19 protein-coding genes are annotated in these 24,476 nt (G+C 72.2%); 10 read left to right on the forward strand and 9 right to left on the reverse strand.

All coding sequences use genetic code 11. The annotated features are described in order from the left end of the window. Positions 1–13 precede the first annotated feature (13 nt). The 6 genes from kdpB (at position 14) to AB0B86_RS04585 (ending at position 9,419) form a co-directional block, all read left to right on the forward strand. Positions 14–2,209, forward strand: coding sequence for a potassium-transporting ATPase subunit KdpB (kdpB, locus tag AB0B86_RS04560; RefSeq protein ID WP_357402633.1), 2,196 nt, complete (start codon positions 14–16; stop codon positions 2,207–2,209). Beyond that, positions 2,209–3,090, forward strand: coding sequence for a potassium-transporting ATPase subunit C (locus tag AB0B86_RS04565; RefSeq protein ID WP_357402631.1), 882 nt, complete (start codon positions 2,209–2,211; stop codon positions 3,088–3,090). Before kdpB ends, AB0B86_RS04565 begins: the two co-directional genes overlap by 1 nt. A 72-nt stretch (positions 3,091–3,162) precedes the next feature. Continuing rightward, positions 3,163–5,715 carry a DUF4118 domain-containing protein gene (locus tag AB0B86_RS04570; protein ID WP_357402629.1) on the forward strand — a complete coding sequence of 851 codons (2,553 nt, stop codon included), beginning with the start codon at positions 3,163–3,165 and terminating at the stop codon, positions 5,713–5,715. After that, the gene (locus AB0B86_RS04575) at positions 5,712–6,392 is read left to right on the forward strand and encodes a response regulator (RefSeq protein WP_357402627.1); all 681 of its coding nucleotides are present in this window, start codon (positions 5,712–5,714) and stop codon (positions 6,390–6,392) included. Before AB0B86_RS04570 ends, AB0B86_RS04575 begins: the two co-directional genes overlap by 4 nt. A 101-nt stretch (positions 6,393–6,493) precedes the next feature. Then, on the forward strand, positions 6,494–8,503 hold the full coding sequence (locus AB0B86_RS04580; RefSeq protein WP_357415246.1) for an FAD-dependent oxidoreductase: 2,010 nt from the start codon (positions 6,494–6,496) through the stop codon (positions 8,501–8,503). 160 nt (positions 8,504–8,663) lie between these two features. Beyond that, on the forward strand, positions 8,664–9,419 hold the full coding sequence (locus AB0B86_RS04585; protein ID WP_357415247.1) for a dienelactone hydrolase family protein: 756 nt from the start codon (positions 8,664–8,666) through the stop codon (positions 9,417–9,419). 96 nt (positions 9,420–9,515) lie between these two features. Here AB0B86_RS04585 and AB0B86_RS04590 read toward each other — a convergent pair whose 3' ends face one another. From AB0B86_RS04590 to AB0B86_RS04625, 8 genes are all read right to left on the reverse strand, one after another. Continuing rightward, positions 9,516–10,619: an L-dopachrome tautomerase-related protein gene (locus AB0B86_RS04590; RefSeq protein ID WP_357415250.1), complete on the reverse strand. Its 1,104-nt coding sequence runs from the start codon at positions 10,617–10,619 to the stop codon at positions 9,516–9,518. A 156-nt stretch (positions 10,620–10,775) separates the two neighbouring features. Then, the gene (locus AB0B86_RS04595) at positions 10,776–11,657 is read right to left on the reverse strand and encodes an SMP-30/gluconolactonase/LRE family protein (protein ID WP_357415253.1); all 882 of its coding nucleotides are present in this window, start codon (positions 11,655–11,657) and stop codon (positions 10,776–10,778) included. Positions 11,658–11,744: 87 nt separating this feature from the next. Beyond that, the gene (locus AB0B86_RS04600; protein ID WP_357415255.1) at positions 11,745–12,686 is read right to left on the reverse strand and encodes a sugar kinase; all 942 of its coding nucleotides are present in this window, start codon (positions 12,684–12,686) and stop codon (positions 11,745–11,747) included. Beyond that, positions 12,683–13,303 carry a bifunctional 4-hydroxy-2-oxoglutarate aldolase/2-dehydro-3-deoxy-phosphogluconate aldolase gene (locus AB0B86_RS04605; RefSeq protein WP_357402615.1) on the reverse strand — a complete coding sequence of 207 codons (621 nt, stop codon included), beginning with the start codon at positions 13,301–13,303 and terminating at the stop codon, positions 12,683–12,685. Before AB0B86_RS04605 ends, AB0B86_RS04600 begins: the two co-directional genes overlap by 4 nt. 11 nt (positions 13,304–13,314) lie before the next feature. After that, positions 13,315–14,154, reverse strand: a complete 840-nt coding sequence (locus AB0B86_RS04610; protein ID WP_357415257.1) for a hypothetical protein — start codon at positions 14,152–14,154, stop codon at positions 13,315–13,317. Then, the gene (gene dgoD / locus AB0B86_RS04615) at positions 14,148–15,293 is read right to left on the reverse strand and encodes a galactonate dehydratase (protein WP_357402611.1); all 1,146 of its coding nucleotides are present in this window, start codon (positions 15,291–15,293) and stop codon (positions 14,148–14,150) included. Before dgoD ends, AB0B86_RS04610 begins: the two co-directional genes overlap by 7 nt. Then, complete coding sequence (locus AB0B86_RS04620; protein ID WP_357402609.1) at positions 15,290–16,000, reverse strand: FCD domain-containing protein; 711 nt, start codon at positions 15,998–16,000, stop codon at positions 15,290–15,292. The genes dgoD and AB0B86_RS04620 overlap by 4 nt, the downstream gene beginning before the upstream one ends. Before the next feature lie 34 nt (positions 16,001–16,034). Next, positions 16,035–16,781: an SDR family oxidoreductase gene (locus AB0B86_RS04625; protein ID WP_357402607.1), complete on the reverse strand. Its 747-nt coding sequence runs from the start codon at positions 16,779–16,781 to the stop codon at positions 16,035–16,037. 159 nt (positions 16,782–16,940) lie between these two features. On the opposite strand from AB0B86_RS04625, the gene AB0B86_RS04630 reads away from it, so the two are divergent. The 4 genes from AB0B86_RS04630 to AB0B86_RS04645 are packed head-to-tail and all read left to right on the forward strand — an operon-like array spanning position 16,941 to position 22,057. Continuing rightward, positions 16,941–18,236, forward strand: coding sequence for an extracellular solute-binding protein (locus AB0B86_RS04630; RefSeq protein WP_357402605.1), 1,296 nt, complete (start codon positions 16,941–16,943; stop codon positions 18,234–18,236). A gap of 1 nt (position 18,237) precedes the next feature. Beyond that, entirely contained in the window at positions 18,238–19,152 is a 915-nt protein-coding gene (locus AB0B86_RS04635; protein ID WP_357402603.1) for a sugar ABC transporter permease, read from the forward strand. Further along, positions 19,152–19,973: a carbohydrate ABC transporter permease gene (locus tag AB0B86_RS04640; RefSeq protein ID WP_357415262.1), complete on the forward strand. Its 822-nt coding sequence runs from the start codon at positions 19,152–19,154 to the stop codon at positions 19,971–19,973. Before AB0B86_RS04635 ends, AB0B86_RS04640 begins: the two co-directional genes overlap by 1 nt. Further along, on the forward strand, positions 19,970–22,057 hold the full coding sequence (locus AB0B86_RS04645) for an alpha-galactosidase (RefSeq protein WP_357415264.1): 2,088 nt from the start codon (positions 19,970–19,972) through the stop codon (positions 22,055–22,057). The genes AB0B86_RS04640 and AB0B86_RS04645 overlap by 4 nt, the downstream gene beginning before the upstream one ends. Positions 22,058–22,108: 51 nt before the next feature. Here the strand turns inward: AB0B86_RS04645 and AB0B86_RS04650 are convergent, their stop codons facing one another. Beyond that, positions 22,109–24,457 (reverse strand): AAA family ATPase, encoded by a 2,349-nt coding sequence (locus AB0B86_RS04650; RefSeq protein ID WP_357415266.1) that lies wholly within the window; start codon positions 24,455–24,457, stop codon positions 22,109–22,111. Positions 24,458–24,476: the final 19 nt, after the last annotated feature.

Here is a 24,476-nt window from a genome sequence, read left to right on the forward strand (position 1 = left end):
GAGGAACGAGGACATGTCCGTCACGTCCGCCCCGACAGAGCAACTCCCCGGCACGCCCGCCACCCAGGGCAACCGGATCGGCGGAGGCCTGCTCGACCCCCAGCAGTTGATCCGGTCCCTGCCGGACGCGGTACGCAAGCTCAACCCGACCACCATGTGGCGTAACCCGGTGATGCTGATCGTCGAGGTCGGCGCGGCCTTCACCACGGTCCTGGCGGTGGCCGACCCGTCGGTCTTCGCCTGGGCGATCACCATCTGGCTCTGGCTGACGGTGATCTTCGCGAATCTCGCCGAGGCGGTCGCCGAGGGCCGGGGCAAGGCCCAGGCCGCGACCCTGCGGCAGGCGAAGAAGGACACCATCGCCACCCGGCTGGTCGACTGGAAGCCCGGCGCGCGGGCCAACACCTACCGCGACGAGGCGGTGCCCGCGCCGGAGCTGCGGCAGGGCGACATCGTGCTGGTCGAGGCCGGCGGCATCATCCCCGGCGACGGGGACATCGTCGAGGGCATCGCCAGCGTCGACGAGTCGGCGATCACCGGCGAGTCGGCCCCGGTCATCCGGGAGTCCGGTGGAGACCGCAGCGCGGTCACCGGTGGCACCAGGGTGCTCTCCGACCGGATCATCGTGAAGATCACCCAGAAGCCGGGGGAGAGCTTCATCGACCGGATGATCGCCCTGGTCGAGGGCGCCAACCGGCAGAAGACCCCGAACGAGATCGCCCTGAACATCCTGCTCGCCGCGCTCACGATCATCTTCCTGCTGGCAGTGGTCACCCTCCAGCCCTTGGCGATCTTCTCCAAGGCGTACCAGGCGGCCGCGCCGGACAGCGGGGCGATCACCGGTTCCGGTGTCACAGGTGTCGTGCTGGTCTCGCTGCTTGTCTGCCTGATCCCCACCACCATCGGCGCGCTGCTGTCGGCCATCGGCATCGCCGGCATGGACCGCCTCGTCCAGCGCAACGTGCTGGCCATGAGCGGCCGGGCCGTCGAGGCGGCCGGCGACGTCAACACCCTGCTGCTGGACAAGACCGGCACCATCACGCTGGGCAACCGGCAGGCCGCCGAGTTCGTACCCGTCGAAGGGGTTGCCGTCGAGGCGATGGCCGACGCCGCCCAGCTGTCCAGCCTGGCCGACGAGACCCCGGAGGGGCGCTCGGTGGTAGTCCTGGCGAAGAACGAGTTCGGGTTGCGCGAGCGCGAGCCCGGGGTGATGCCGCACGCCACCTTCGTGCCGTTCACCGCGCAGACCCGGATGAGCGGCGTCGACCTGACCCCGGACGCCACCGTCGACGGCGGCGCGTCGGGCACGGCCCGCCGGGTCCGCAAGGGCGCCGCCGCAGCGGTGATGAAGTGGGTACGCGAGAACGGCGGCCACCCGACCGAGCAGGTCGGCGAGATCGTGGACGCGATAAGCGGCACCGGCGGCACCCCGCTCGTGGTCGCCGAGCACGTCGACGGTGAGCCGGCCCGCGCCCTTGGCGTCATCCACCTCAAGGACGTGGTCAAGTCCGGCATGCGCGAGCGGTTCGACGAGATGCGCCGGATGGGCATCCGGACCGTGATGATCACCGGCGACAACCCGCGTACCGCGAAGGCCATCGCCGACGAGGCCGGGGTGGACGACTTCCTGGCCGAGGCGACGCCGGAGGACAAGCTCGCGCTGATCAAGCGGGAGCAGGAGGGCGGCCGGCTGGTCGCGATGACCGGCGACGGCACCAACGACGCACCGGCGCTCGCCCAGGCCGACGTCGGGGTGGCCATGAACACCGGCACGTCGGCCGCGAAGGAGGCCGGCAACATGGTCGACCTCGACTCCGACCCGACCAAGCTGATCGAGATCGTGGAGATCGGCAAGCAGTTGCTGATCACCCGTGGTGCGCTCACCACGTTCAGCATCTCGAACGACATCGCGAAGTACTTCGCGATCATCCCGGCCATGTTCGCCGGCCTCTACCCGAGCCTGGACGCACTGAACATCATGCGGCTGGCCAGCCCGGAGTCGGCGATCCTGTCCGCCGTCATCTTCAACGCCCTGGTGATCATCGCGCTGATCCCGCTCGCCCTGCGCGGCGTGCGGTACCGGCCGGCCGCCGCGTCGAAGCTGCTCAGCCGCAACCTGCTGGTCTACGGCCTGGGCGGCATCATCGTGCCGTTTATCGGGATCAAGCTCATCGACCTGCTCATCCAATTCATCCCGGGGATTTCGTGATGCGCCTACCCACCTGGATCGCCCAACACCTCGCCGCGCTGCGCGCCGTACTGGTCTTCACGGTGCTGCTCGGCCTGGTCTACCCGCTGGCCCTGGTCGCGGTCGGTCGACTGCCCGGCCTGAACCACAAGGTCGACGGCTCGCTTATCACCTCGGGCGGTACGACGATCGGCAGCTCGCTCATCGGCCAGTCCTTCACCGACGCGGACGGCAACCCCGTCCCGCGCTACTTCCAGTCCCGCCCGTCGGCCGCCGGTGACGGCTACGACCCGACCTCCACCTCGGCCAGCAACCTGGGCCCGGAGAGCGTCGTCGACACCATCGCCACCGACCCGGAGGAGTCCAGCGAGAGCCTGCTCACCCAGGTGTGCGGGCGCAGCAAGGCCGTCGGCGAGCTGAACGGTGTCGACGGACGTCGCCCGTACTGCACCGACGACGGGGTGGGCGCCGTGCTCGCCGTCTTCCGCGCCGACGGTCTGACCGGCCCGGTCACCCGGGTGGTAAGCGTCAACCAGGCCGCCCCGGCCACCCCGTTCGTGTCCTCGTACCAGGGGGTGCCGGTGGAGCCGGCCCAACCGGGCGAGGACTACGTGGCCGCCGGCGGGGTGGTCACCCCGATCCGGGGCGACGCCCCCGCCGACCCGGCGGTGCCCGCCGACGCGGTCACCGCCAGCGCCAGCGGCCTCGACCCGCAGATCAGCCCGGCGTACGCCGAGGTGCAGGTGAACCGGGTCGCGCGGGAACGCGGCGCGGACCCGGCGGCGGTCCGCAAGCTCATCGAGGAGCACACCGCCGGGCGGGCGCTCGGATTCATGGGTGAACCCGGCGTCAACGTGCTGGAGCTCAACCTCGCCCTCGACGAGCAGTTCCCCGCACGCTGAGCGCACCCGCAGGCGGGGCCGTGCCAACCGGGCACGGCCCCGCCCGCCGATCTGAGCAGGGAGGATGGTCCCGTGCCACGCGGAGAACTGCGCATCTATCTCGGGGCCGCCCCCGGCGTCGGCAAGACGTACGCCATGTTGGAGGAGGCCCAACGGCGGGCCGCGCGCGGCACCGACGTGGTGATCGGCTTCGTGGAGACCCACGGCCGCCAGCACACCGCCGCCATGCTGGGCGACCTGGAACAGGTGCCCCGCCGCACGCTCACCTACCGGGGCGCCGAGTTCACCGAGATGGACCTGGACGCGGTGCTGGCCCGCCACCCCGAGATCGCGATCGTGGACGAACTGGCACACACCAACGTGCCCGGCTCCCGGCACGACAAGCGTTGGCAGGACGTCCAGGAGCTGCTCGACGCGGGGATCGACGTGCTGTCCACCGTCAACGTGCAGCACCTGGAGTCGGTGAACGACGTCGTCGCCCAGATCACCGGCACCACCCAGCGGGAGACCGTGCCCGACGAGATCGTCCGCGCCGCCGAGCAGGTCGAGCTTGTCGACATGACCCCGGAGGCGCTGCGCCGGCGGATGGCGCACGGCAACATCTACCGGCCAGACAAGATCGACGCCGCGTTGGGCAACTACTTCCGGGTCGGCAACCTCACCGCGCTGCGCGAGCTGGCGCTGCTCTGGCTGGCCGACAAGGTCGACGAGCAGCTCGACCGCTACCGCAGCCAGCAGGGCATCGCCGCCACCTGGGAGGCCCGGGAACGCGTCGTCGTGGCCCTGACCGGCGGCCCGGAGGGTGAGACGTTGATCCGCCGGGCGGCCCGGGTCGCGGCCCGCAGCAAGGGCGCCGACCTGCTCGCCGTGCACGTGGCCCGCAGCGACGGCCTGGCCGGCGCGGACCCGGCCCAACTGGCCCGCCAGCGGGTCCTCGTCGAGAGCCTGGGTGGCACGTACCACCAGGTGCTCGGCACCGACGTGCCGGCCGCGCTGCTCGACTTCGCCCAGGGCGTGAACGCCACCCAGTTGGTGCTCGGGGCCAGTCGCCGGGGTCGCCTCGCGCAGATCTTCGCCCGGGGTGTCGGGGTGACCACCACGGCGCTCTCCGGCTCGATCGACGTCCACCTGGTCACCCACAAGCAGGCCGGCAAGGGCCGCCGGGCGGCGGCGGTGCCGGCGGCGCTGTCCCGGCGGCGACGGCTGCTCGGCTTCGCTCTGGCCGTGCTCGGGATGCCGCTGCTCACACTGCTGCTGAAGGCCCTGCCCGACCTGACCCTCACCAACGACATCCTGCTGTTCCTCGCCGGGGTCGTCGGGGTCGCGCTCGTCGGCGGGGTGTGGCCGGCGCTTGTCGCCGCGCTCGGCGGTTCGCTGCTGCTCAACTGGTTCTTCACCCCGCCGTACCGGACGCTCACCATCGCCGAGGCCGACAACCTGCTCGCCCTGGCCGTCTTCGTCGGCGTGGCCCTCGCGGTGAGCTGGATCGTGGACGTCGCGGCCCGGCGGACCCGGGAGGCCGCGCGCGCCGCCGCCGACGCGCAGACCCTCGCCGCCGTCGCCGGTGGCGTACTGCGCGGCGAACGCCCTCTGCCGGCCCTGCTGGACCAGCTCCGGGAGACCTTCGGGCTGCGCGCGGTGAGCGTGCTGGAGCTGGCCGAGGAGGCCGGCGGTCGTCCTGACCGGGCCCGGGAGGAGCGCGCCTGGTGCGTGGTGGCAAGCGTCGGCGACCAGCCCGCCTGCACACCCGACGGCGGTGAGACGGCGGTACCCGTCGACGAGCGGATCACCGTCGTGCTCAGCGGCCGACGGCTGGAGGCCGCCGACCGGCGGATCGTCGAGGCGTTCGCCGCCCAGGCCGCCGTGGCGCTGCGCCAGGAACGGCTCGCCGAGGAGGCCGCCACCGCCCGGCCGCTCGCCGCCGCCGACCGGATGCGCACCGCGCTGCTCGCCGCGGTCAGCCACGACCTGCGTACGCCACTGGCGTCGGCGAAGGCGGCGGTGACCAGCCTGCGCAGCCCCGACATCGAGTTCGACGAGGCCGACCGCGAGGAGCTGCTGGAGACCGCCGAGGAGTCGCTGGACCGGCTCGCCCGGCTGGTCGGCAACCTGCTGGACATGAGCCGCCTCCAGGCCGGCGTGCTCGGCATCTCGACGACAGTGATCGGCCTGGAGGACGCCGTACCCCTGGCGCTTGACGAACTCGGCCCGGCGGCCGCGACCGTCGGCACGGACATCCCGGCCGACCTGCCGGCCGCCACCGCCGACCCGGGCCTACTGGAACGGGTGCTTGTCAACATCGTCGCCAACGCGCTGCGCTACAGCCCGCCGGACCAGCCGCCGACGATCACCGCCAGTGCGCACGCCGGGCAGGTGGAGCTACGGGTGATCGACAGGGGGCCGGGCATCCCGGAGGACCAGTGGGAGCACGTCTTCCTGCCGTTCCAACGCCTCGGCGACCGGGACAACCAGACAGGCGTCGGTCTCGGACTCGCCCTGTCCCGGGGGTTGGCCGAGGCGATGGGTGGCAGCATCACCCCGGAGACCACCCCCGGCGGTGGGCTCACCATGGTGTTGCGGCTGCCGGCCGCCGCACAGACCAGCTCGGAGGGGCCGCAGGAATGACCCGCATCCTGGTCGTCGACGACGAACCGCAGATCCTGCGCGCCCTGCGGATCAACCTGCGCGCCCGCCGCTACGACGTGGACGTCGCCGACACCGGGGCCGCCGCGTTGAAGGCCGCCGCCAGTCACCCGCCCGACCTGGTGGTCCTCGACCTCGGCCTGCCCGACATCGACGGGGTGGAGGTGATCCGTGGTCTGCGCGGCTGGACCAGCGTGCCGATCATCGTGCTCTCCGGCCGGGCCGGCAGCGAGGACAAGGTCGCCGCGCTCGACGCGGGCGCGGACGACTACGTCACCAAGCCGTTCGGAGTGGAGGAGCTGCTGGCCCGCATCCGCGCCGTCACCCGCCGCCTCGGCGGCCCCACCGAGGCGGTGCCGGCGCTGCGGATCGGCAAGCACACAGTCGACCTGGCCGACCACAGTGTGCGGCGCGACGACGGCACCGAGGTCAAGCTGACCCCGATCCAGTGGAGCGTGCTGGAGAAGCTGCTCCGCCACCCCGGCAAGCTGGTCAGCCAGCGTCAGCTCCTGCAGGACGTGTGGGGGCCGGAATACCAGAACGAGACGAACTACCTGCGGCAGTACCTGGCCCAGCTGCGCCGCAAGCTGGAGGACGACCCGGCCCGCCCCCGGCACCTCATCACCGAGCCGGGAATGGGCTACCGCTACCGCCCCTGACCCGTTGACACCCGCCAGCGAACATTGAAGAATTTCGCTCGCAGCGGCAGCGGCGTGCTTCTGTAACCGTCCCCCTCCGGTTACCCCTGATGGAGCCCGCCGTGTCAGTGCCCCTGTCCCGCCGCCGCCTGTTGACCGCCGGCGGTGCCGGCCTCGTCCTGGCCGGTCTCACCGACCCGTTCCGCGCCGGCCCCGCCCGGGCCGCCGTCACCACCGCCGACCTGGTCGTCTACGGCGCCACCTCCGGCGGGCTGGCCGCCGCGATCACCATGCGCCGGCTCGGCCGCACCGCAGTGGTGGTGGAGCCCACCAGCCACGTCGGCGGGCTGAGCACCGCCGGGCTGGGCGCCACCGACACCGGCGTCCAGGCGTCCATCGGAGGTCTCGCCGCCGAGTTCTACCGCCGGGTGTACGTGAAGTACCACGGCGGGACCCTCACGCCTACCTCGCCGCTGCGGATGACCTTCGAACCGCACGTCGCCGCAGCCGTCTTCGCCGAGATGCTCGCCGAGGCGGGCGTCCCCGTGGTCGTCGGCGCGCGGCTGTCCGGCCTCGGCCGCAGCGGCAACCGGATCACCGAGCTGCGCACCGAGGACGGCTCGATCTACTCCGGCGGGGTGTTCGTCGACGCCAGCTACGAGGGCGACCTGCTGGCCATGGCCGGTGTCGGGTTCACCGTCGGGCGGGAGTCCAACGACACCTACGGCGAGACGATAAACGGGGTGCAGTCCGGCAACACCCACCAGTTCGTCTACCCCGTCGACCCGTACGTGACGGCCGGCTCGCCCGCCAGCGGCCTGCTGCCGGGCATCTCCGCCACGCCACTCGCCCCGCGCGGCAGCGCCGACGACCGGATCCAGGCGTACTGCTTCCGGATGTGCCTCACCCAGGCGGCCAACCGGATCCCGTTCGGCAGGCCGTCCGGCTACGACCCGATCCGGTACGAGCTGTTGCTACGCCACATCCAGGCCGGTTACCCGGGGCCGTACTTCACCACCCACTCGATCGGCGGCGGCAAGACCGACTCCAACAACAACGGCGCGGTCTCCACCGACCACATCGGCTTCAACCACGCGTACCCGACGGCGAGTTGGGCGGTACGGGAGAGCATCCTCGCCGAGCACCGCACGTACCAGCAGGGGCTGATGTGGTTCCTGGCCAACGATCCCCGGCTGCCGGCGTCGGTGCGTGACTCGACCGCCCGGTGGGGGCTGCCGGTCGACGAGTTCACCAGCACCGGTGGTTGGCCGCCGTTGCTCTACATCCGGGAGGCCCGCCGGATGGTGTCCGCGTACGTGGTGACCGAGGCCGACTGCCGGGGCCGGGTACGGGCCGCCGACTCGGTGGGGCTGGCCAGCTACACGATGGACTCGCACAACTGTCAACGGGTGGTCGTCGACGGGAAGGTGCGCAACGAGGGGGACGTGCAGATCGGGGTGCCGCAGCCGTACCCGGTCAGCTACCGGGCGATCGTCCCGCACCAGACGCAGTGCGCCAACCTGCTGGTGCCGGTCTGCCTCTCGGCGAGTCACATCGCGTACGGCTCGATCCGGATGGAACCGGTGTTCATGATCCTCGGGCAGGCGGCGGCCACCGCCGCGTCGCTGGCCCTCGCCGGGAACCTCGCCGTGCAGGAGGTGCCCGTGTCCACCCTCCAGGCCCGGCTGCGGCAGGACGGCGCGGTACTGGAATGGGGCTCGACCAGCGAGGTGATCCTGGACAACGCGGCGGCCAACGGGATCACCCGGGCCGGGACGTGGCTGCGCAGCACCAGCATCGGTGGCTACCACGGCCCGGACTACGAGCACGACGGCAACACCGCAAAGGGCGTCAACCGGCTGCGGTTCCGCCCGACACTGCCTGCCTCCGGGTCGTGGACCGTGCAGCTGCGCTGGACCGCGGACCCCAACCGGGCGAGCAACGTGCCGGTGGACATCGCGTACTCCGGCGGGCTGGCCACCCGGACCGTCGACCAGCGGCAGTCCGGGGGCCAGTGGGTGGCGTTGGGCACCTACCCGTTCACGGCGGGCACCGAGGGGAGCGTGTTGATCCGTACCGAGGACACCGACGGCCACGTCATAGCCGACGCGGTGCGCTTCGTCCGCGCCTGACCGATCGTGACCACCGGACGACGCCGGAGCGCCCGCCGATACGCCGTTCCGACAGGCCGTCGCCGATTTTTGACGCCGCGTTCACGCGGCTGCCGGCCGGGCCCGCCGACACGGCGAGTAACGTTCGGGACAGACCAAGATCGGCGTACGAGGAGGCGTGGTGCAGACGACGACGGTAGACATTCCGACCGACGACGGGATCGCTGACGCGTCACTGACCCGACCGGACGGCGACGGGCCGTTCCCGGCGGTGCTGCTCTTCATGGACGCCTTCGGGCCGCGCCCGCGCCTGGTGGAGATGGCGGAGCGGATCGCCGAGCGCGGCTACCTGGTGCTGACTCCCCACCTGTTCTACCGGGCCGGCCGGGCACCACTGTTCGACCTGTCCCGACTCGGCGAGGCCGACCAGCGCGCCGCGCTCTTCGAGAAAATCATGCCGTTGGTCGGCGTGTTGACCCCCGACGTGATCAACCGGGACACCGCCGCCTACCTCGACTTCCTGGCGGCCCGCGACGACGTCCGGCCGGGCCCGGTCGCGATCACCGGTTACTGCATGGGCGGCACGAACGGGCTGCGGGCCATCGAGGCGTACCCGGACCGGATCGCCGCGCTGGCGAGCTTCCACGGCGGCTGGCTCGTCACCGACGCGCCGGACAGCCCGCACCTGGGCGTCGGCTCGATCACCGGCGAGCTGTACTTCGGGCACGCCGACGCCGACCAGTCGATGACGTCCGAGCAGATCGCCACGCTGGAGAAGGCGCTCGACGCCGCCGGGGTGCGCTACCGCTCCGAGGTGTACGAGGGCGCCCACCACGGTTTCACCATGGCCGACACCCCGGCATACGACGAGAAGGCCACCGAGCGTCACTGGGCCGCCCTGTTCGACCTCCTGGACCGCACCCTGCCCGTCAGCTGAGCGCCTGCTTTGCCGATCATGGAGTTGTGGTGGGCAACAAAACACTCAAAAGCATTCCTAACCGGGCACCACAACTCCATGATCGCCAGATCCATGTCAGCGGCGCAGCAGCACCGGGCCGGCGTCGATGCGGGTGCGGAACAGCGCGTACGGCTTGCGCCGCAGGTCCTGGCCCCCCTGGTACTGCGGTTGCCGGTGCAGTTGGTTGGCGGTGACGTAGAGGTACCCGTCGGTGGCCACCGACATGGTGTCCGGCCAGAGCAGGCGCGGATCGTGGACCAGCGTCTCGTACTCGCCGTCCGGCAGTCGGCGCAGCACCGCGTTGTGTTCGTACGACGTGATGTACAACCGGCCCGCGTCGTCGCTCTCCAACCCGTCCGACGCGGTGCCCTTGTCGCCCTCGTCCACCACCGTCGCGGCGGCCGCCTCCTGGGTGACGCCCGGGTCGGCCAACGCCTCGGTGGAGACGCTGTACCAGCGTCGGGACGTCAACGGGCAGTAGTAGAGCCGGCTGCCGTCGGCGGAGATCGCGATGCCGTCGGAGCCCATCGCCACCGGCTTCGGCGGCCCGTCCGCCGGCCGTTCGAGGAACGGTCGACCCTCGACCACCGGCCGGAACGACGTCAACGGCTCCGCCTTGGTGGACGGGTGGTCGTGCAGCCGCCGCCAGGACGCCCCGCTGGCCAGGTCCACCACGATGATCCCGTTCGGCCCGGAGAGAGCCGAATCGGTGATGTACGCGACCCCCGCCTCACCGCGACGCAGGTCGAAGCGGACGTCGTTGAGGTACGTCGTCGGCAGCGCCACGTCCGCCGGGAAGGTGATCACCTGGGCGACAGTGTCGGTCTCCAGGTCGACCCGGACCAGCTTCGGGCCGCCCGGCTTGGTGGGCTGGAACATGGGGCTGCCGGTGTCCAGCACCCAGAGCCGGTCGGCCGGATCCACCACGATGCTCTGCACCGAGATGAACGCGCCCGCGTCGTCGTCGCCCGACGGGTCGTTCCACGCCTGGTCGGGGTAGGGCATCTCCCGGCCGTCGCGCAGCTCGACGACGGTGGCCGGTACCTCGTCGCCCCATTTCGGGAAGTTGACGAAGATTCGACCGGAGTGCGAGACGCTCACCCCGGTCGGCATCGGGCCGGTGAAGGTGTGCACCAACTCCAACTCGCCGACCGGCTCGTCGCCGACCGGCCCGCTCATGACGCCCGTCCCATGGTGCTCACCATCCGCCTCCTGCCGGTTGTCCCACTCCGGTGCCGCTATTCCCGCCCGGGCGTCCGGTATGCCTCACCGCGGGCAGGAAGCATCGTCGGGAGGCGGCCAGCGAGGTCGGGGCGGCGAACCGTTCGGGTTGCCTCAGGCCACCGGTGCGGCGGCCCCGGCGGCGGGTAGGCCGGGTACCGGGACGTCCACCGCGAGCAGTGCTCCGTCCGCCGGGCCGGGCGTGGTCAGCCCCACCCGGGCGGTGCCGATGAAGAGCCGGCGCAGGTCGGGGCCGCCCAGGCAGATGCCGGCGGGCTGCTTCGCCGGCAGCCGGATCTCCCGGTCCACTGTGCCGTCGGGCCGGTAGCGACGAACCGCCGAGCCGCCCCAGAACGCCACCCAGAGGTGGCCCTCCGCGTCGACTGTCATTCCGTCCGGACCGCCGTCGTCGGGGGTGAGACGCAGGAACGGCTCCCGATCGTGCAGGTCACCGGTGGCCGGGTCGACGGTGAACCTGTCGATCGCGCCACGCGGCGTGTCGGCCAGGTACATGGTGGTGCCGGTGGCGTCGAACGCCGGCCCGTTCGGGATGGTCAGCCCGGTCACCGCGGACACCGGTGCCGCGCCCGGGGTGAGCCGGTAGAGCGCGCCCTCGCCGGGGACCGCGGCGTACGTCATGCTGCCGGCCCAGAAGCGGCCGTGCGGGTCGGCGACCGCGTCGTTCATCCGGGTCGGCTCGGCTGCGGCACCGACCAGGTCGGCGACCGGTCGGGGGTCGCCGCCCGCGGGCAGCAGGGTGATGCCGGTCCCGGCGGCGGCGAGCCAGTCACCGGGTCGGCCGGCCACCGGCGCGACCGCGCCGAGCGGCACGTCGAGACGGCGCAGCTCCCGCAGCGGGGCCGGGGCGTCGCCGTCGGTTTCCAGTAGCCGTCCGGCCAGCAGGTCGACGAGGATCAGGCGCCCGTCGACCCAGCGCAGTCCTTCGCCCAGCTCCAGCCGGTCGGTGCTCCAGACTGTCGGTTCGGTCAGCTCCATGGTGTTCCTCCAAACGATCTGCGGGGGCGGCGGTGGGCGGTCGCACGATCGGCGGGCGGCCCGCCGCTGTGACTGCCCACTGCCCGGTCAGCGGACCGTACCGCCCGGCTCGTGGTCCAGCAGCGTCAGCTCGGCCCGCTCGGGCAGGCCCTCCCAGTCGCCTCGGGTGGCCACCGCGAACGCGCCGGTGGTGACCGCGCGGTCCAGCCGGGCTGGCGCGTCGACGCCGTCGAGCCAACCGGAGAGCAGTCCGGCCACGAACGCGTCGCCGGCGCCGACGGTGTCCACCACCGGCACCGTCCTGGCTGGACGGTGCACCGTGCCGGTCGCCCGGTGGCTGCTCGCCCCGCCGGCACCGTGCTTGACGACCACCTCGGTCACCCCTGCCGAGAGCAGCGCCGCGACCGGGTCGGCGGCGTCGGTGAGCACTGCCAACTCGTCGTCGGAGGCGACCACCAGATCGATCGAGGGCACCAGCGGTCGCAGCGCGGCGGCGGCCTCGGTGACCGACCAGAGCCGCTGCCGGTGGTTGACGTCGAGGCAGACGGTGCTGCCGGCCGCGCGGGCCCGGCGCACGGCCGCCAGCACCGACTGGTACGGCTCGACGCCGAGCGCGCAGGTAATGCCTGTGACGTGCAGCAGCCGGGGCGGCGACCCAGGTGCGTCGAAGGCCCGGGTCACATCGGCCGGGCCGAGCCGGGAGCCGGCGGAACCCGCGCGGTGGTAGGTCACCCGATTGATGTCGGCGACCCGGTTCTCGAAGAGGATCAGCCCGGTGGGCGCACTCGGGTCGATCCGGGACCAGGTCAGGTCGACGCCCTCGGCGTGCAGCGTACGGCGGACCAGCGCACCGGGCTCGTCGGCGCCGGTGACCCCGATCCAGGCGGCCCGGTGACCGAGCCGGGCCAGGCCGATCGCCACAGTCGACTCGGCCCCGGCGACGGAGATCCCGGCGGTGCCGCCCAGCCGCAGCGGGCCGCTGCTGCGGAAGGCCGCCATCGTCTCGCCGAGCGTGAGCAGGTCGATCACCGCTGGACCGCCGTGCGGAATGTCGCAGCGCGCTCACGTAGCGCCGACAGGTCGCCGCCCCGGACGGCGTCACCGAGCAGCGGGGAGCCGACGCCCACCGCGATCGCGCCCCGGTCCAGGTAGTGTCGCGCGCCGGCCGCGTCGACCCCGCCGACCGGTACGAACGCGGTGCCGGGGAACGGGTCGCGCAGCGCGCCCAGATAGTCGGGCCCACCGAGGGAGGCCGGGAAGAGCTTGATCGCGGCGGCCCCGCCGCTGATGGCCTGCACCATCTCGGTGGGGGTGAGCGCACCGGCGAGGACCGGCAACCCGAGCCGGCCACCCTCGGCGAGGCTCGGCGCGAGCGCCGGGGTGACCAGGAAACCGGCGCCCGCGTCGGCCGCCGCGCGGGCGTCCTCGGCGCTGAGCACGGTGCCCGCTCCCAGGCCGTAGTCCGGCCCGAGGGCGGCCCGGGCACGTCGGATGACGTCGAGCGCGTCGGCGCTGGTGAGCGAGACCTCGACCAGTGCGACGCCGCTCTCGGCAAGGGTGAGTACGGCGGCGAGCGCGGCGGCCGGGTCCGGGCCGCGCACGATGGCCAGCAACCGGTGGGTACGCAGCTCGTCGAGCAGGTTCATCGCGGGTGTCCTCAGTGGGTGCGGTGGGCGGAGATGGTGAGTCGCCAGGTGACCTCACCGGTGGCGGGTACGACCGCCGCGTCGGCGGGGCCGGCGTCGGCCAGGTCGAAGGCCGCGCCGAGCATCGGTTCGACGCCGATGCTGCGGTAGGGGCAGTCCTCCGGCCAGCCGCCCAGGTTGCGCCAGAGCGCGGTGCTGCGGGGCTGGCCGTCGCACTCCAGCTCCACTGTCAGCCGGTCGGACTCGTCGACCACCTGGACGCGGGGGCAATCGAGCAGTACCGCGCCGAGCGCGGTGCCGTCGTCCGGGCCGAACGTGTCGAGCGTCAGCCCGGCGGGGGCCGGCCACGCCCCGGTGAGCCAGGGGGCGTCGGTGGGCCAGGTGCCCGGCGGCAGGAGCGCGGCGGCCTCCGGGTGCAGCCGGGTCGGCGTGCCGGCGGGCGCGTCGAGGCGGGCCTCGGGGGAGAGGCCGAGCAGGGCGTGCGCGGCCCAGACGAACCGGTGACCGGGGTCGGCGGCCAGCCGGTAGTCGGCCACCACCACGCCGCCGGAGTCGGTGATCCGGCGGGTCAGCACGAACGTCGGGCGCTGGATGACCAGAGTGCCGGGCCCGGCGCTGCGCCAGGGGCGTGACCACACCTCGCCGTGGTCGGGCTCGCCGCGCACCGTGGGCAGGCACTCCTCCAGGCCACCGGCGTCGACGAACGCGTCGTCGGGGCGTACCCCGTGGCGGCCCTGCTGCGGGCCCCGCCACAGCCACTGTCGCCCGCCGCCGCGCAGGCTGGTCCACCGGCCGCCGTGCGCCGCGTCGTACTCCACGCGCAGCGGGACCTGCGTCGCGCCGGTCACCATTCCGCGAACGATCCGTCGGCGTGCTGCCAGACCGGGTTGCGCCAGGTGTGCGGTGTCTGGGCGGCCTTGCGGACGGCCGTCTCGTCCACCGTGATGCCCAGGCCGGGCCGGTCGAGGCGGGCGATGTGCCCGTCCACGAACCGGAACGGCTCCGGGTCGACCAGGTAGTCGAGCAACTCGGAACCCACGTTGTAGTGGATGCCGATGCTCTGCTCCTGGATCAGGAAGTTCGGCGTCGCGAAGGCCACCTGGAGGCTGGCTGCCAGCGAGATCGGGCCGAGCGGGCAGTGCGGGGCGAGCAGCGCGCCGTACGTCTCGGCCAGCGCGGCGATCCGGCGGACCTCGGAGATCCCGCCGGCGTGCGACAGGTCCGGCTGCACCACTGCGACTCCGGCCTGCAACGGGCCGAGGAACTCGCCGCGGCCGTAGAGCCGTTCCCCGGTGGCCACCGGGATCGGTGTGCTGGCGACGATGTCGCGCAGGTGGTGGGCCTGGTCGGGCAGGACCGGCTCCTCCACGAAGAACGGGTGCAGGGCGGTCAGTTCGGGCAGGATCCGGCGGACCGCGGCCAGCCCGGCCCGGCCGTGGAAGTCGAGTGCGATGTCCCGGTCGGGGCCGAGGACCTCGCGGGCGGCGGCGACCCGACCGACGATCTCGTCCAGCTCGGCGGAGGTGGGGATGGGGGAGAGCCGTCCGCAGGCGTTCATCTTCACCCCGGTGAGCCCGGCGGCGACCTGCGCGGCGGCGGCGTCGGCTACCTCGTCGGGCTCGTCCCCGCCGATCCAGGAGTAGATCCGCACCTTGTCGCGTACCGGTCCGCCGAGCAGCGCATGCACAGGTGCGCCGTACGCCTGCCCGGCGATGTCCCAGAGTGCCTGGTCGAGGCCGGCGACCGCGCTGGAGAGGATCGGGCCGCCCCGGTAGAAGCCGCCCTTGGTGAGCACCTGCCAGTGCTGCTCGATGCGCAGCGGATCGGCGCCGATCAGGTATTCGGCGAGCACCTCGACGGCACTGCGCACCACCTCGGCGCGCCCCTCCACCACCGGTTCACCCCAGCCGACCAGCCCGTCGTCGGTCTCCACCCGGCAGAACAACCACCGTGGCGCGACCAGGAAGGTCTCGATGCGCTCGATCTTCACTGACTGCCCCTTCGTCCCCGTGCCTTCTCGACGTCGCGGACGGCCTTGTCCAGCAACTCACGCATGGCGGTCTCGGCCGCTGTCTCGTTCCGCTCGCGCAGCGCGTCGACGACGGCCCGGTGGCTGGGCACCGGATCGTCGTGCGCGGCGCCGCCGTGCACCAGGCGGTCCCGTTCGGCGAGCCCGGTCTCCATCACCACCTCCATCCGTTCCAGCAGCTCGTTGTGCGTGGCGGTGAGCAGCGCGCGGTGGAAGGCGAGGTCGGCGGCGACGGCGGCGGCCGGGTCACCGTTGGCCTCGGCCATCTCGTCGAGTGCCCGGTCCAGGGCGGCCAGGTCGTCCTCGGTCGCCCGGGTGGCGGCCAGCCGGGCGGCGGCCGGTTCGATGATCGCGCGCACCTCGTGCAGCTTTTCGAGCAGTCGTTCGTCGGGGCCCTCGGCGAACTGCCAGCGGATCACGTCGCCGTCGAGCAGGTTCCAGTCGGCGCGGGGTCGGACGAAGGTGCCGCGCTTCTGCCGGGCGTCGACGAGGCCCTTGGCGGAGAGGACCTTCAGCGCCTCGCGGAGCGCGGTCAGGCTGACGTCGAACTCCTCCTGCAGGGCGACGATGTTCAGTGTCGCGTCGGCAGGGATCTCACCGGTGAGGATGCGTCGGGCGATCGCTTCGACGGTCTGCCCGTGGACGCCGCGGCGTGCGTACTGTGCCAATGCTCGTGGCCTTTTCGCTTGTCGGATCGATCTCTCAGGCCGAGGCTTTCACCGCTGTCCAGCCACCGTCCACCACCAGGCTCGCGCCGGTGATGTAGGCGGCGTCCGGCGAGGCGAGGAAGGCGACGGTCGCGGCCACCTCGTCCGGGGTGCCGAAGCGTTTCGCCACCGTCTCGGCGACGCTACGCTCGCGGTCCTCTTCGGACACGTCGGCCCAGGCGGCGGTGAGGATCGGGCCGGGCAGCACCGTGTTGACCCGCACCTGCGGGCCGTACTCCACGGCGAGTTGGCGGCCGAGCGCGACCAGGCCGCCCTTGGCCGCGGCGTAGGCGGGGCGGCCGGGCAACCCGACGAGCGCGTGTACGGAGGAGATCAGCACCACCGCGCCGGAGCGGGCCCGCAGGTCGTCGAGGCAGGCGCGGACGCCGAGGAAGGAGCCGGTGAGGCTGACGCCGAGTTGCTGGTCCCAGGACTGTCGACTGGTCTCGTGGGCCGGGGCGACCCGCACGGCGTACGCGGTGCTCACCAGGATGTCGATCGGACCGAGACGGTCGCGGGCGGCCGACACCGCAGCCGCCCAGTCGCTCTCGTCGCTGACGTCTGCCACTACGGACAGTGCTTGTGCGCCGTGAGCTTTCAGTTCGTCGGCCAGCGGGGTCGGGTCGTGCACATCGAGGAGCGCGACCGCTGCGCCCTCGGCGGCGAGCCGCCGGGCCGTGGCGGCGCCGATCCCGCCCATTGCACCGGTGACCAGCGCGTTTCTGCCTTCAAGCCGACGCATAAGCTGATCCACCTGACCTTCGCCTTGATCTCATCTAATCATTAATTACGAAGATATCTTGACAGTCGGCGACGTCCGATGCAACCTTCTCGGCACAGCATTCACATGGACGACACACTGCGCGGTGACGCTGCGTGTCGTAGAGGAAGGGATACCTCCGTGAGCGACTTCGACCCCGGTCGCCGGCGATTCCTTGGTCACCTAGGGCTGGCCGGCCTGGGTGCACTCGGCGCCAGCTCGTTCCTCAGCGCGTGCGCCAGCTCCGCAAGCGGGCCGACGACGGGCGGCGGCTCAGGCGCGGTCACCATCCAGTCCAACCTCTCCTCGCCGCAGGCCAAGGTCGCGATGGAGAAGCTGATCGAGACGTTCAACGCGCAGGGCAAGGGCACGGCGAGCCTCAACACGATCGCCTCGGAGACCTTCCGGACCCAGCTCCCGACCTACCTGACCTCGGCCAACCCACCGGACCTCTACACCTGGTACGCGGGCTCGGTCGCCAACGACTACGCCAGCAAGAACCTGCTGCTCGACGTCTCCGACGTGTGGAAGTCGCTCGGCGACTACCCGCAGTCGCTGCGCACGCTCTCCACCGATACCAGCGGCAAGCAGGTCTTCGTGCCGATGAACAACTACTGGTGGGGCTTTTTCTACCGCAAGTCCAACTTCGCCAAGTGGGGCGTGCAGGAGCCGAAGACCTGGACCGACTTCCTGGCGCTGTGCGAGACGCTGAAGAGCAAGGGCATCCCGCCGATCGGCATCGGTCTCGGCGACACCCCGTGGATCGCCTCGGCCTGGTTCGACTACCTCAACATCCGGATCAACGGCGCGCCGTTCCACCGCGAGCTGCTCGCCGGCAAGCAGCGCTTCGACGACCCGAAGGTCAAGGCGGTCTTCACCCGCTGGCGCGAGGCCCTGCCCTACTTCGACCCGAAGGGCAAGGCGTACCCGTTCCAGGAGGCCACCACCGCGTTGCTGGCCGGCAAGACCGGCATGTTCCTGATCGGCACGTTCTTCGCCGACGCCGCGCCCAAGGACGCCCTCGGTGACCTGGACTTCTTCCGGTTCCCGATCATCGACCCGGCGGTCCCGCTGGCCGAGGAGGCGCCGACGGACGGCTTCTTCGCCAGCGCGAAGACCGCCAACCCGACCGGCACCAAGGCCCTGCTCACCTACCTGGCCGGGGTCGAGGCGCAGGAGGCGTACGTCAAGGCCAGCTCCGGCATCGTGCTGCCGGCCAACCCGAAGGCCAAGGCGTCCGACTCGCCGCTTGTCGCCAAGGGCAAGGCGATGCTGGACGAGGCCAAGGAGCTGACCCAGTTCTTCAACCGCGACTCCAGCGACGCACTCCAGCCGACCGCGGACACCGCGCTCACCAAGTTCATCGACAAGCCGGACCAGATCGACGCGATCCTGCGGGAGTGGCAGGCCGGCGCCGAGAAGGTCTTCAAGGGCTGACGTGACAGCAACGATCTCCACGACTTCGGTCACCCCCACGCGGCGGCGACGGTCGGCTCGACTGTCGCCGCTGCTTGTGGCGTTCGTCCTGGTGCCGTTCGCGGTCGAGAGCATCTGGGTGTTCTGGCCGGCGCTGCAGGGTTTCTGGTTCTCGCTCACCCGCTGGGACGGCATGTCGTCGCCGGCCTTCGTCGGCACCGACAACTACGTCGAGCTGGCCGGTGACGCCACCTTCCGCGGTGCGCTCGTCAACACGGTGATCTGGCTGGTGCTCTTCGGTGGCCTCTCCGTGCTCGGCGGCTTCGGGATGGCGCTGGTCCTGCAGAAGGAGCGGCGCGGGGTCGGCTTCTACCGGGCCGCGCTGTTCACCCCTGTGGTGTTCTCGCTCGTGGTGACGGCGCTGGTCTGGCGGGTGTTCTACCAGCCCGACGGCATCGCCGACACGTTGCTGCGGGCGGTCGGCCTGGAGAGCCTGATCCGGCCCTGGCTCGCGGACCCGCAGACCGCCCTGTACGCGGTGATCCTGCCCGCCCTGTGGCGGCAGATCGGCTACGTGATGGTGCTGTTCCTGGCCGGCCTGAAGGCCATCGACCCGGCGCTGCACGAGGCGGCCCGGATGGACGGCGCCAACTCCTGGCAACGGCTGCGGCACGTCACCATTCCCCAGCTCAAGGGGGTCAACGCCGTCGTGTTGTCGGTCATCGTCATCGACTCGCTGCGCTCCTTCGACATCGTCTGGTCGCTCACCAAGGGCGGCCCGTACCACTCGTCGGAGCTGCTCAGCACCTACATGTACTCGACAGCGTTCCAGAGCCTGCGGCTGGGCTACGCCTCAGCGATCGCCGTCGTGATCTTCGTGCTCGCGCTGGCCGTCATCCTCGGCTACCTGGTCCGCGCGTTCCGGGAGGAAGCCTGATGAACAAGCTCCGTACCGGGGCCTTCCACACCGGCATGATCCTGCTGTCAGTGCTCTGGCTCGGGCCGGTGCTCTGGGTGGTGGTGATGTCCACCCGGTCGTTCGACGACATCGCCGCGCACGGGGTGGGCAGCCTGCCCCGGTCGTTCACACTGGACACGTACCGGCAGGCGTGGACCGACGGCGGTGAGCTGCGCGCCCTGATCAACAGCATGCTCGTCACCATCCCGTCGGTGGCGTTGAGCCTCGGGCTGGCCGCGATGGCCGCGTTCGCGCTGAGCCGGTTCCGGATCCCCGGCCGACGCACCATCCTGCTGCTGATGCTCGCCGGCAACCTGCTGCCACCACAGATCCTGCTCATCCCGGTGGCCAAGTTCAGCGAGCTGACCGGCATGTACGACACGCTCTGGGCGCTGATTACGGTGCAGGTCGGCTTCGGGCTGGGTTTCTACACCTTCGTCCTGCACGGCTTCATGCGGGACCTGCCGAACGAGATCCAGGAGGCGGCCACCATCGACGGCGCCGGCACAGCGCAGATCTTCACGAAGGTGATGCTGCCGCTGACCCGCCCCGCGCTCGCCGCCCTCGGTGCGTTGTCCTTCACCTGGATCTTCAACGACCTGCTCTGGGCGATCACCGTGCTGCGTACCGACGACAACATGCCCGTCACTCCGGCGCTGCTCGCCCTGCAGGGGCAGTTCGTCTCGTCCTGGAACGTCATCGCCGCCGGCACTGTCATCGCGGCCGTCCCCACTGTCGCGGTCTTCCTGCGCTTCCAGCGGCACTTCGTGTCCGGTCTGGCGCTCGGAGCGGTCAAGTGACCGCCGCGACCGGGCAGCGCTGGACGCTGCGCGGCACGAACACCGAGTACACGGTGACAGTGCCCGCGCACGGTCGCTGGCTGGAGCTTGTCGCGTGGGGCCCGCACGGCGTCTCGGACGGGCCGTCGCCGGTGGCCTACGACGGCCCGGTGCCGTTCCTCACCGCCGGCGACGCCGCCCCCATCGAGTACGCCACCGACGCCGACCGCCCGTTCACCGGCGCCGACCTGGTGGTGGAGACCGCCAACGGGCAGCGCCGGGTCGGCTTCGCCCACACCGGTGAGCGGGTCGACGCCGACCAGCGGGAGCTGGCCGTCGACCTCGCCGACCCGGTGACCGGGCTGCGCGCCACGGTGCGCTACCGGGTGCCGGCCGGCACCGACGTGGTGCAGCGCTGGGTGGAGCTGACAAACGACGGCACCGGCGTACTGCGGGTGCTCCGGGCCGTCTCGGGCGGGTTCAACGTGCCGACCCCGCACGGCGCGCTGCTCAGCCACCAGTGGGGGCAGTGGGCGCAGGAGTTCCAACTCGCCCACGTCGAGCTGGATCACGGCACGTTCAGCATCGGCAGCTCCCAGGGCGTACCCGGGCATCTGCACGTGCCCTGGCTGGCCGTGCGGGACACCGCGGACCCGGCCGGCGCGGCCTGGGGGATGGGGTTGGCCTGGACCGGCTCGTGGGAGATCAGCGCGGAGCGGGACACCGGTGGGCTGACCCGGGTCCGGGCCGGCCGGCAGTTGGTCGACGGCCCGCTTGACCTGGCCCCCGGTGAGTCGCTGACCCTGCCGGTGGTCACCGGCGCGTACAGCCCGGACGGCCTGGACGGGCTGGCCCGGGTCTGGCACACCCACCAGCGGTTGTTGGCCGCCGACCGGCTCACCCCGCGCCCGGTGCTCTACAACTCGTGGGAGGCCACCTACTTCGCGGTCGAGGCACAGAGCCAGCTCGCGCTCGCCCGGGTCGCCGCCGAGTTGGGCGTGGAGACGTTCGTGGTGGACGACGGCTGGTTCGTCGGCCGTAACGACGACACCGCCGGGCTGGGTGACTGGACGCCCGATCCGGCGAAGTTCCCGGCCGGGTTCGACGCGTTCATCGCCGACGTCCGCGCGCTCGGGCTGAACTTCGGGCTCTGGGTCGAGCCGGAGTGCGTCAACCCCAAGTCGACCCTCTATGCCGAGCACCCGGACTGGGTCTACGCCGTCGACGGCCGACCGCTCACCCCGGTGCGCAACCAGTACCTGCTCGACCTGGGCCGGCCGGAGGTCGCCGAGTTCGTGCACGCCACAGTGGACGGCCTGCTGCGCCGGTACGACATCGACTACCTGAAGTGGGACTTCAACCGGCCGCGTACCGAGCCGGGTCGGCCCGGTGGGGTCGCACCGCTCGACCTGGACGGTGCGCACGTCGCCAACCTGCACCGGATCTACGAGCAGCTGCGCCGGGACCACCCCGGCGTGCTGATCGAGGCCTGCGCCGGCGGTGGCGCGCGGACCGACCTGGCGATGGCCGCCCGCGCCGACGTCTTCTGGCCCAGCGACAACACCGGCCCACTCGACCGGCTGGCCATCCAGTACGGCTTCCTGCACGCCAACGCCCCGCACCTGCTCAGCTCCTGGGTCACCGATGCCCCCGGCCTGTTCGACACGCGCCCCCGCTCGCTGGCGTTCCGGTTCGTCCTCGCGATGGCAGGTGTGCTCGGCATCGGCGCGGACATCCGCGCGTGGACCCCTGCGGAGCGGGTCGAGGCGGCCGGCTGGATCGCCCGCTACAAGGAGATCCGGGACGTCGTCACTCACGGCGAGGTGCACCTGATCGGTGGCCCCGACCAGGCCCGCTGCGCGGTGCAGTACACCGCCCCGGACCAGCGTCGGGTGGTCGTCCTGGCCTGGCACACCGGCCGGCTCGACGGCACCGGCCTGCTGCCGTCGCGCCCGGTGCGGCTGCCGCTGCGCGGCCTCGACCCGGCGGCTCGTTACTCCCACGGCGACCGCCACTACTCCGGCAGCCACCTCGCCACGGTGGGCCTGCCGGTGCAGTGGAGTCCGACCCACGACGCCGACCTCATCGTGTTGACCCGCGACTGAGGCCGGAGCCCCACCACCCTGCGGCGGGCCCGACAGCCGGCCGGACCGGCCTCAGGCCGGCAGGATTTCGCGGCACCGACGCAGGGTGGCCACGGCGAGTGGGGCGTCCCGGCCGGCGATCCCGGCCTCCAGTTCGGTCACCGCCGCCGCGGCCCACTCCGGTGCCCCCGCCGTGGCGGCAGCCTCCGCCAGCACCAGCACCGCCTCGGCGGCCCACGCCAGGATGCCCTTGCCGCGGACCAGCGACAGCGCCTCCGTCGCATGCCCGACCGCCTCGCCCGGCCGTCCGGCCAGGGTCAGCCGGGCCAGCGCCGAGAGCGCCTGCACCAGCGGCCAGATCGCGCCGACCCGCCGAGCGTCGGCCACCACCTCCCGCAGCGCCTCTTCCGCCCGCCGTTCCTCGTCGTCCTTGTTCGCGGTGCGGGCCAGCACGGTGGCCAGTTCGGCCCGCGCGTCGAGCAGGGTGACCGGCATCCGCGCCGCGCCTGCGACAAGACGGGTGAGCCGCTCGACGAGACCGTCCAGCCGGCCGGCGGCCCGGTCAAGCGACAGCTCGGTCGCATCCACCAGGGCGGTCAGTCGCTCGTACCCGGTCTCGTCGACGAGCGTCCGACCCGCCGCCAGGAGCGCCTCGGCCTGCTCCGGGTGGCCGGCGTGCAACGCGCCCTGCGCCCAGTTCAGGCAGGCCCGAGCGTGCTCCCGCGGCCGGTCGGCCAACTCGGCGGAGGCCCGCAACTCCCCGATGATCGCCCAGGCGGCCGGGTCGCCCAGCTCCAGCAGCAGCGAGGCCCGGGCGATCCGGACCGCGAGGTGCGCCCCCGGGTCCCCGCTGGCCGCAGCGGCGCTCTCCGCCTCCGCGCAGCGGGCCAGGTGGTCGTCGACGTGCCGGCCGACGACGGTGTCGGGGGCCGCCAACACCGCGAGTGCCGGCGCCTTGCGTCGGGGTGCGCGCAGGTACGGCACGGCCCGTTCGATCTCGGTGTACCCGCGCAGCGCCTCACCCTGCTGACGCAGCATCCGGCCGAGGACCAGACCCAGCTCACCGCGGGCTCCGGGCGGCAGGCGTCGGTCGGCGAGCAGCCGCTCCAGCACCGGGATCGCCTCGGCCTGGCTGAGCCCGTCGATGGCATACCGGCCCAGCTTGGCGGCGAGCCGTACCCGTACGGGTCGAGGCAGTTCGGCGACGTCCATGGTCTGGAGCAGGAAGCTGGCGGCTGTCGCGTCGTCGCCACGCTCGGTGGCCAGGTCGGCGGCCGCCTCGGCGTTGCGGACGAAGTCCGCGCCGCTGCCGGCCCGACGGTAGTGGTGCGCGAGTTGGGCGACCGGCCGGGGCAACTCCTGCTCCAGCACCCGGGCGACGCGTAGGTGCAGCCACTCCCGGCTCTCCCGGGGCACCAGGTCGTACACCACCTGCCGGGCCAGGTCGTGGCGGAACCGCAGGCCGTCCCCGGCGTCGTGCAGCAGGCCGGCCCGGTGGGCCGCGGTCAGTGCCGTGCCGACCGCCACCCGGTCCAGGCTGAGCACCGCGGCGAGGATGCGCTGGTCCGGTGCCAACCCGAGTACGGCGGCGGCGCCGAGCACCTCCCGGGTCGCCTCGTCGAGCGCCCGCAACCGCCAGAGCAGCACGTCCCGCAGGACGAACGGGACGCTGTCGTCCGCCAACGGGTCGCCGCCCCGCTCCGCGAGCGTCCGCAGTACCTCCTCGACGACGAACGGGATGCCGGCGGTGCGGTCGAGCAGGGTGGCGACCAACTGTTGCGGCGGGTCGTCGAGCCGCAGGGTCCGGGCGGCGAGCCGGCGTACGTCGCTGGTGTCCAGCGGACCGAGCGCGACCCGCGTGACGCTCCACGGTGGAGTTCGGGCCAGGGCGTCGTGGATCGGGGTGCTGCCGCCGGCCGTCACCGTGCGGGTGGTCAGCACGACCGCCAACCCGTCGACCGGGTGGGTGCTCAGGTAGGCGAGGAATTCACAGGTCGCCGGGTCGGCCCAGTGCAGGTCCTCAAGGAGCAGCGTGGCGGGGCTCAACGCGGCGAGCACCGCCCCGACGGCTCGGAGCAGCCGGTGCCGCTCGGCTGCCGGGTCGGTAAGCGGGGGTGGCGGGTCGGGCAGCACGTCGGCCAGTTCGGGCAGCAGCGGCGCGAGGGCGCCAGCCACCGGGCTGAGGGTGCCGAGTCGGTTGGCGCTGCCCCGGATCGCGTCGAGCAGTACGCCGAGCGGGAAGGGCTCCGGCACGTCGTCGCACTCGCCGACCAGGTGGTGACCGGGAAGTTCGGTGAGCAACTCGGTGACCAGGCGGCTCTTGCCGATCCCGGGCTCGCCCTCCAGCAGGATCAGGCACGGTGGGGCTGCGGCGAGCCGACGCAACTGGGCCAACTCCGCCGCTCGTCCGACGAACTCCACGGGTCCACGCAGACGTTCG

It is taken from the genome of Micromonospora sp. NPDC049047 (assembly GCF_040649135.1).
GTDB lineage: Bacteria > Actinomycetota > Actinomycetes > Mycobacteriales > Micromonosporaceae > Micromonospora.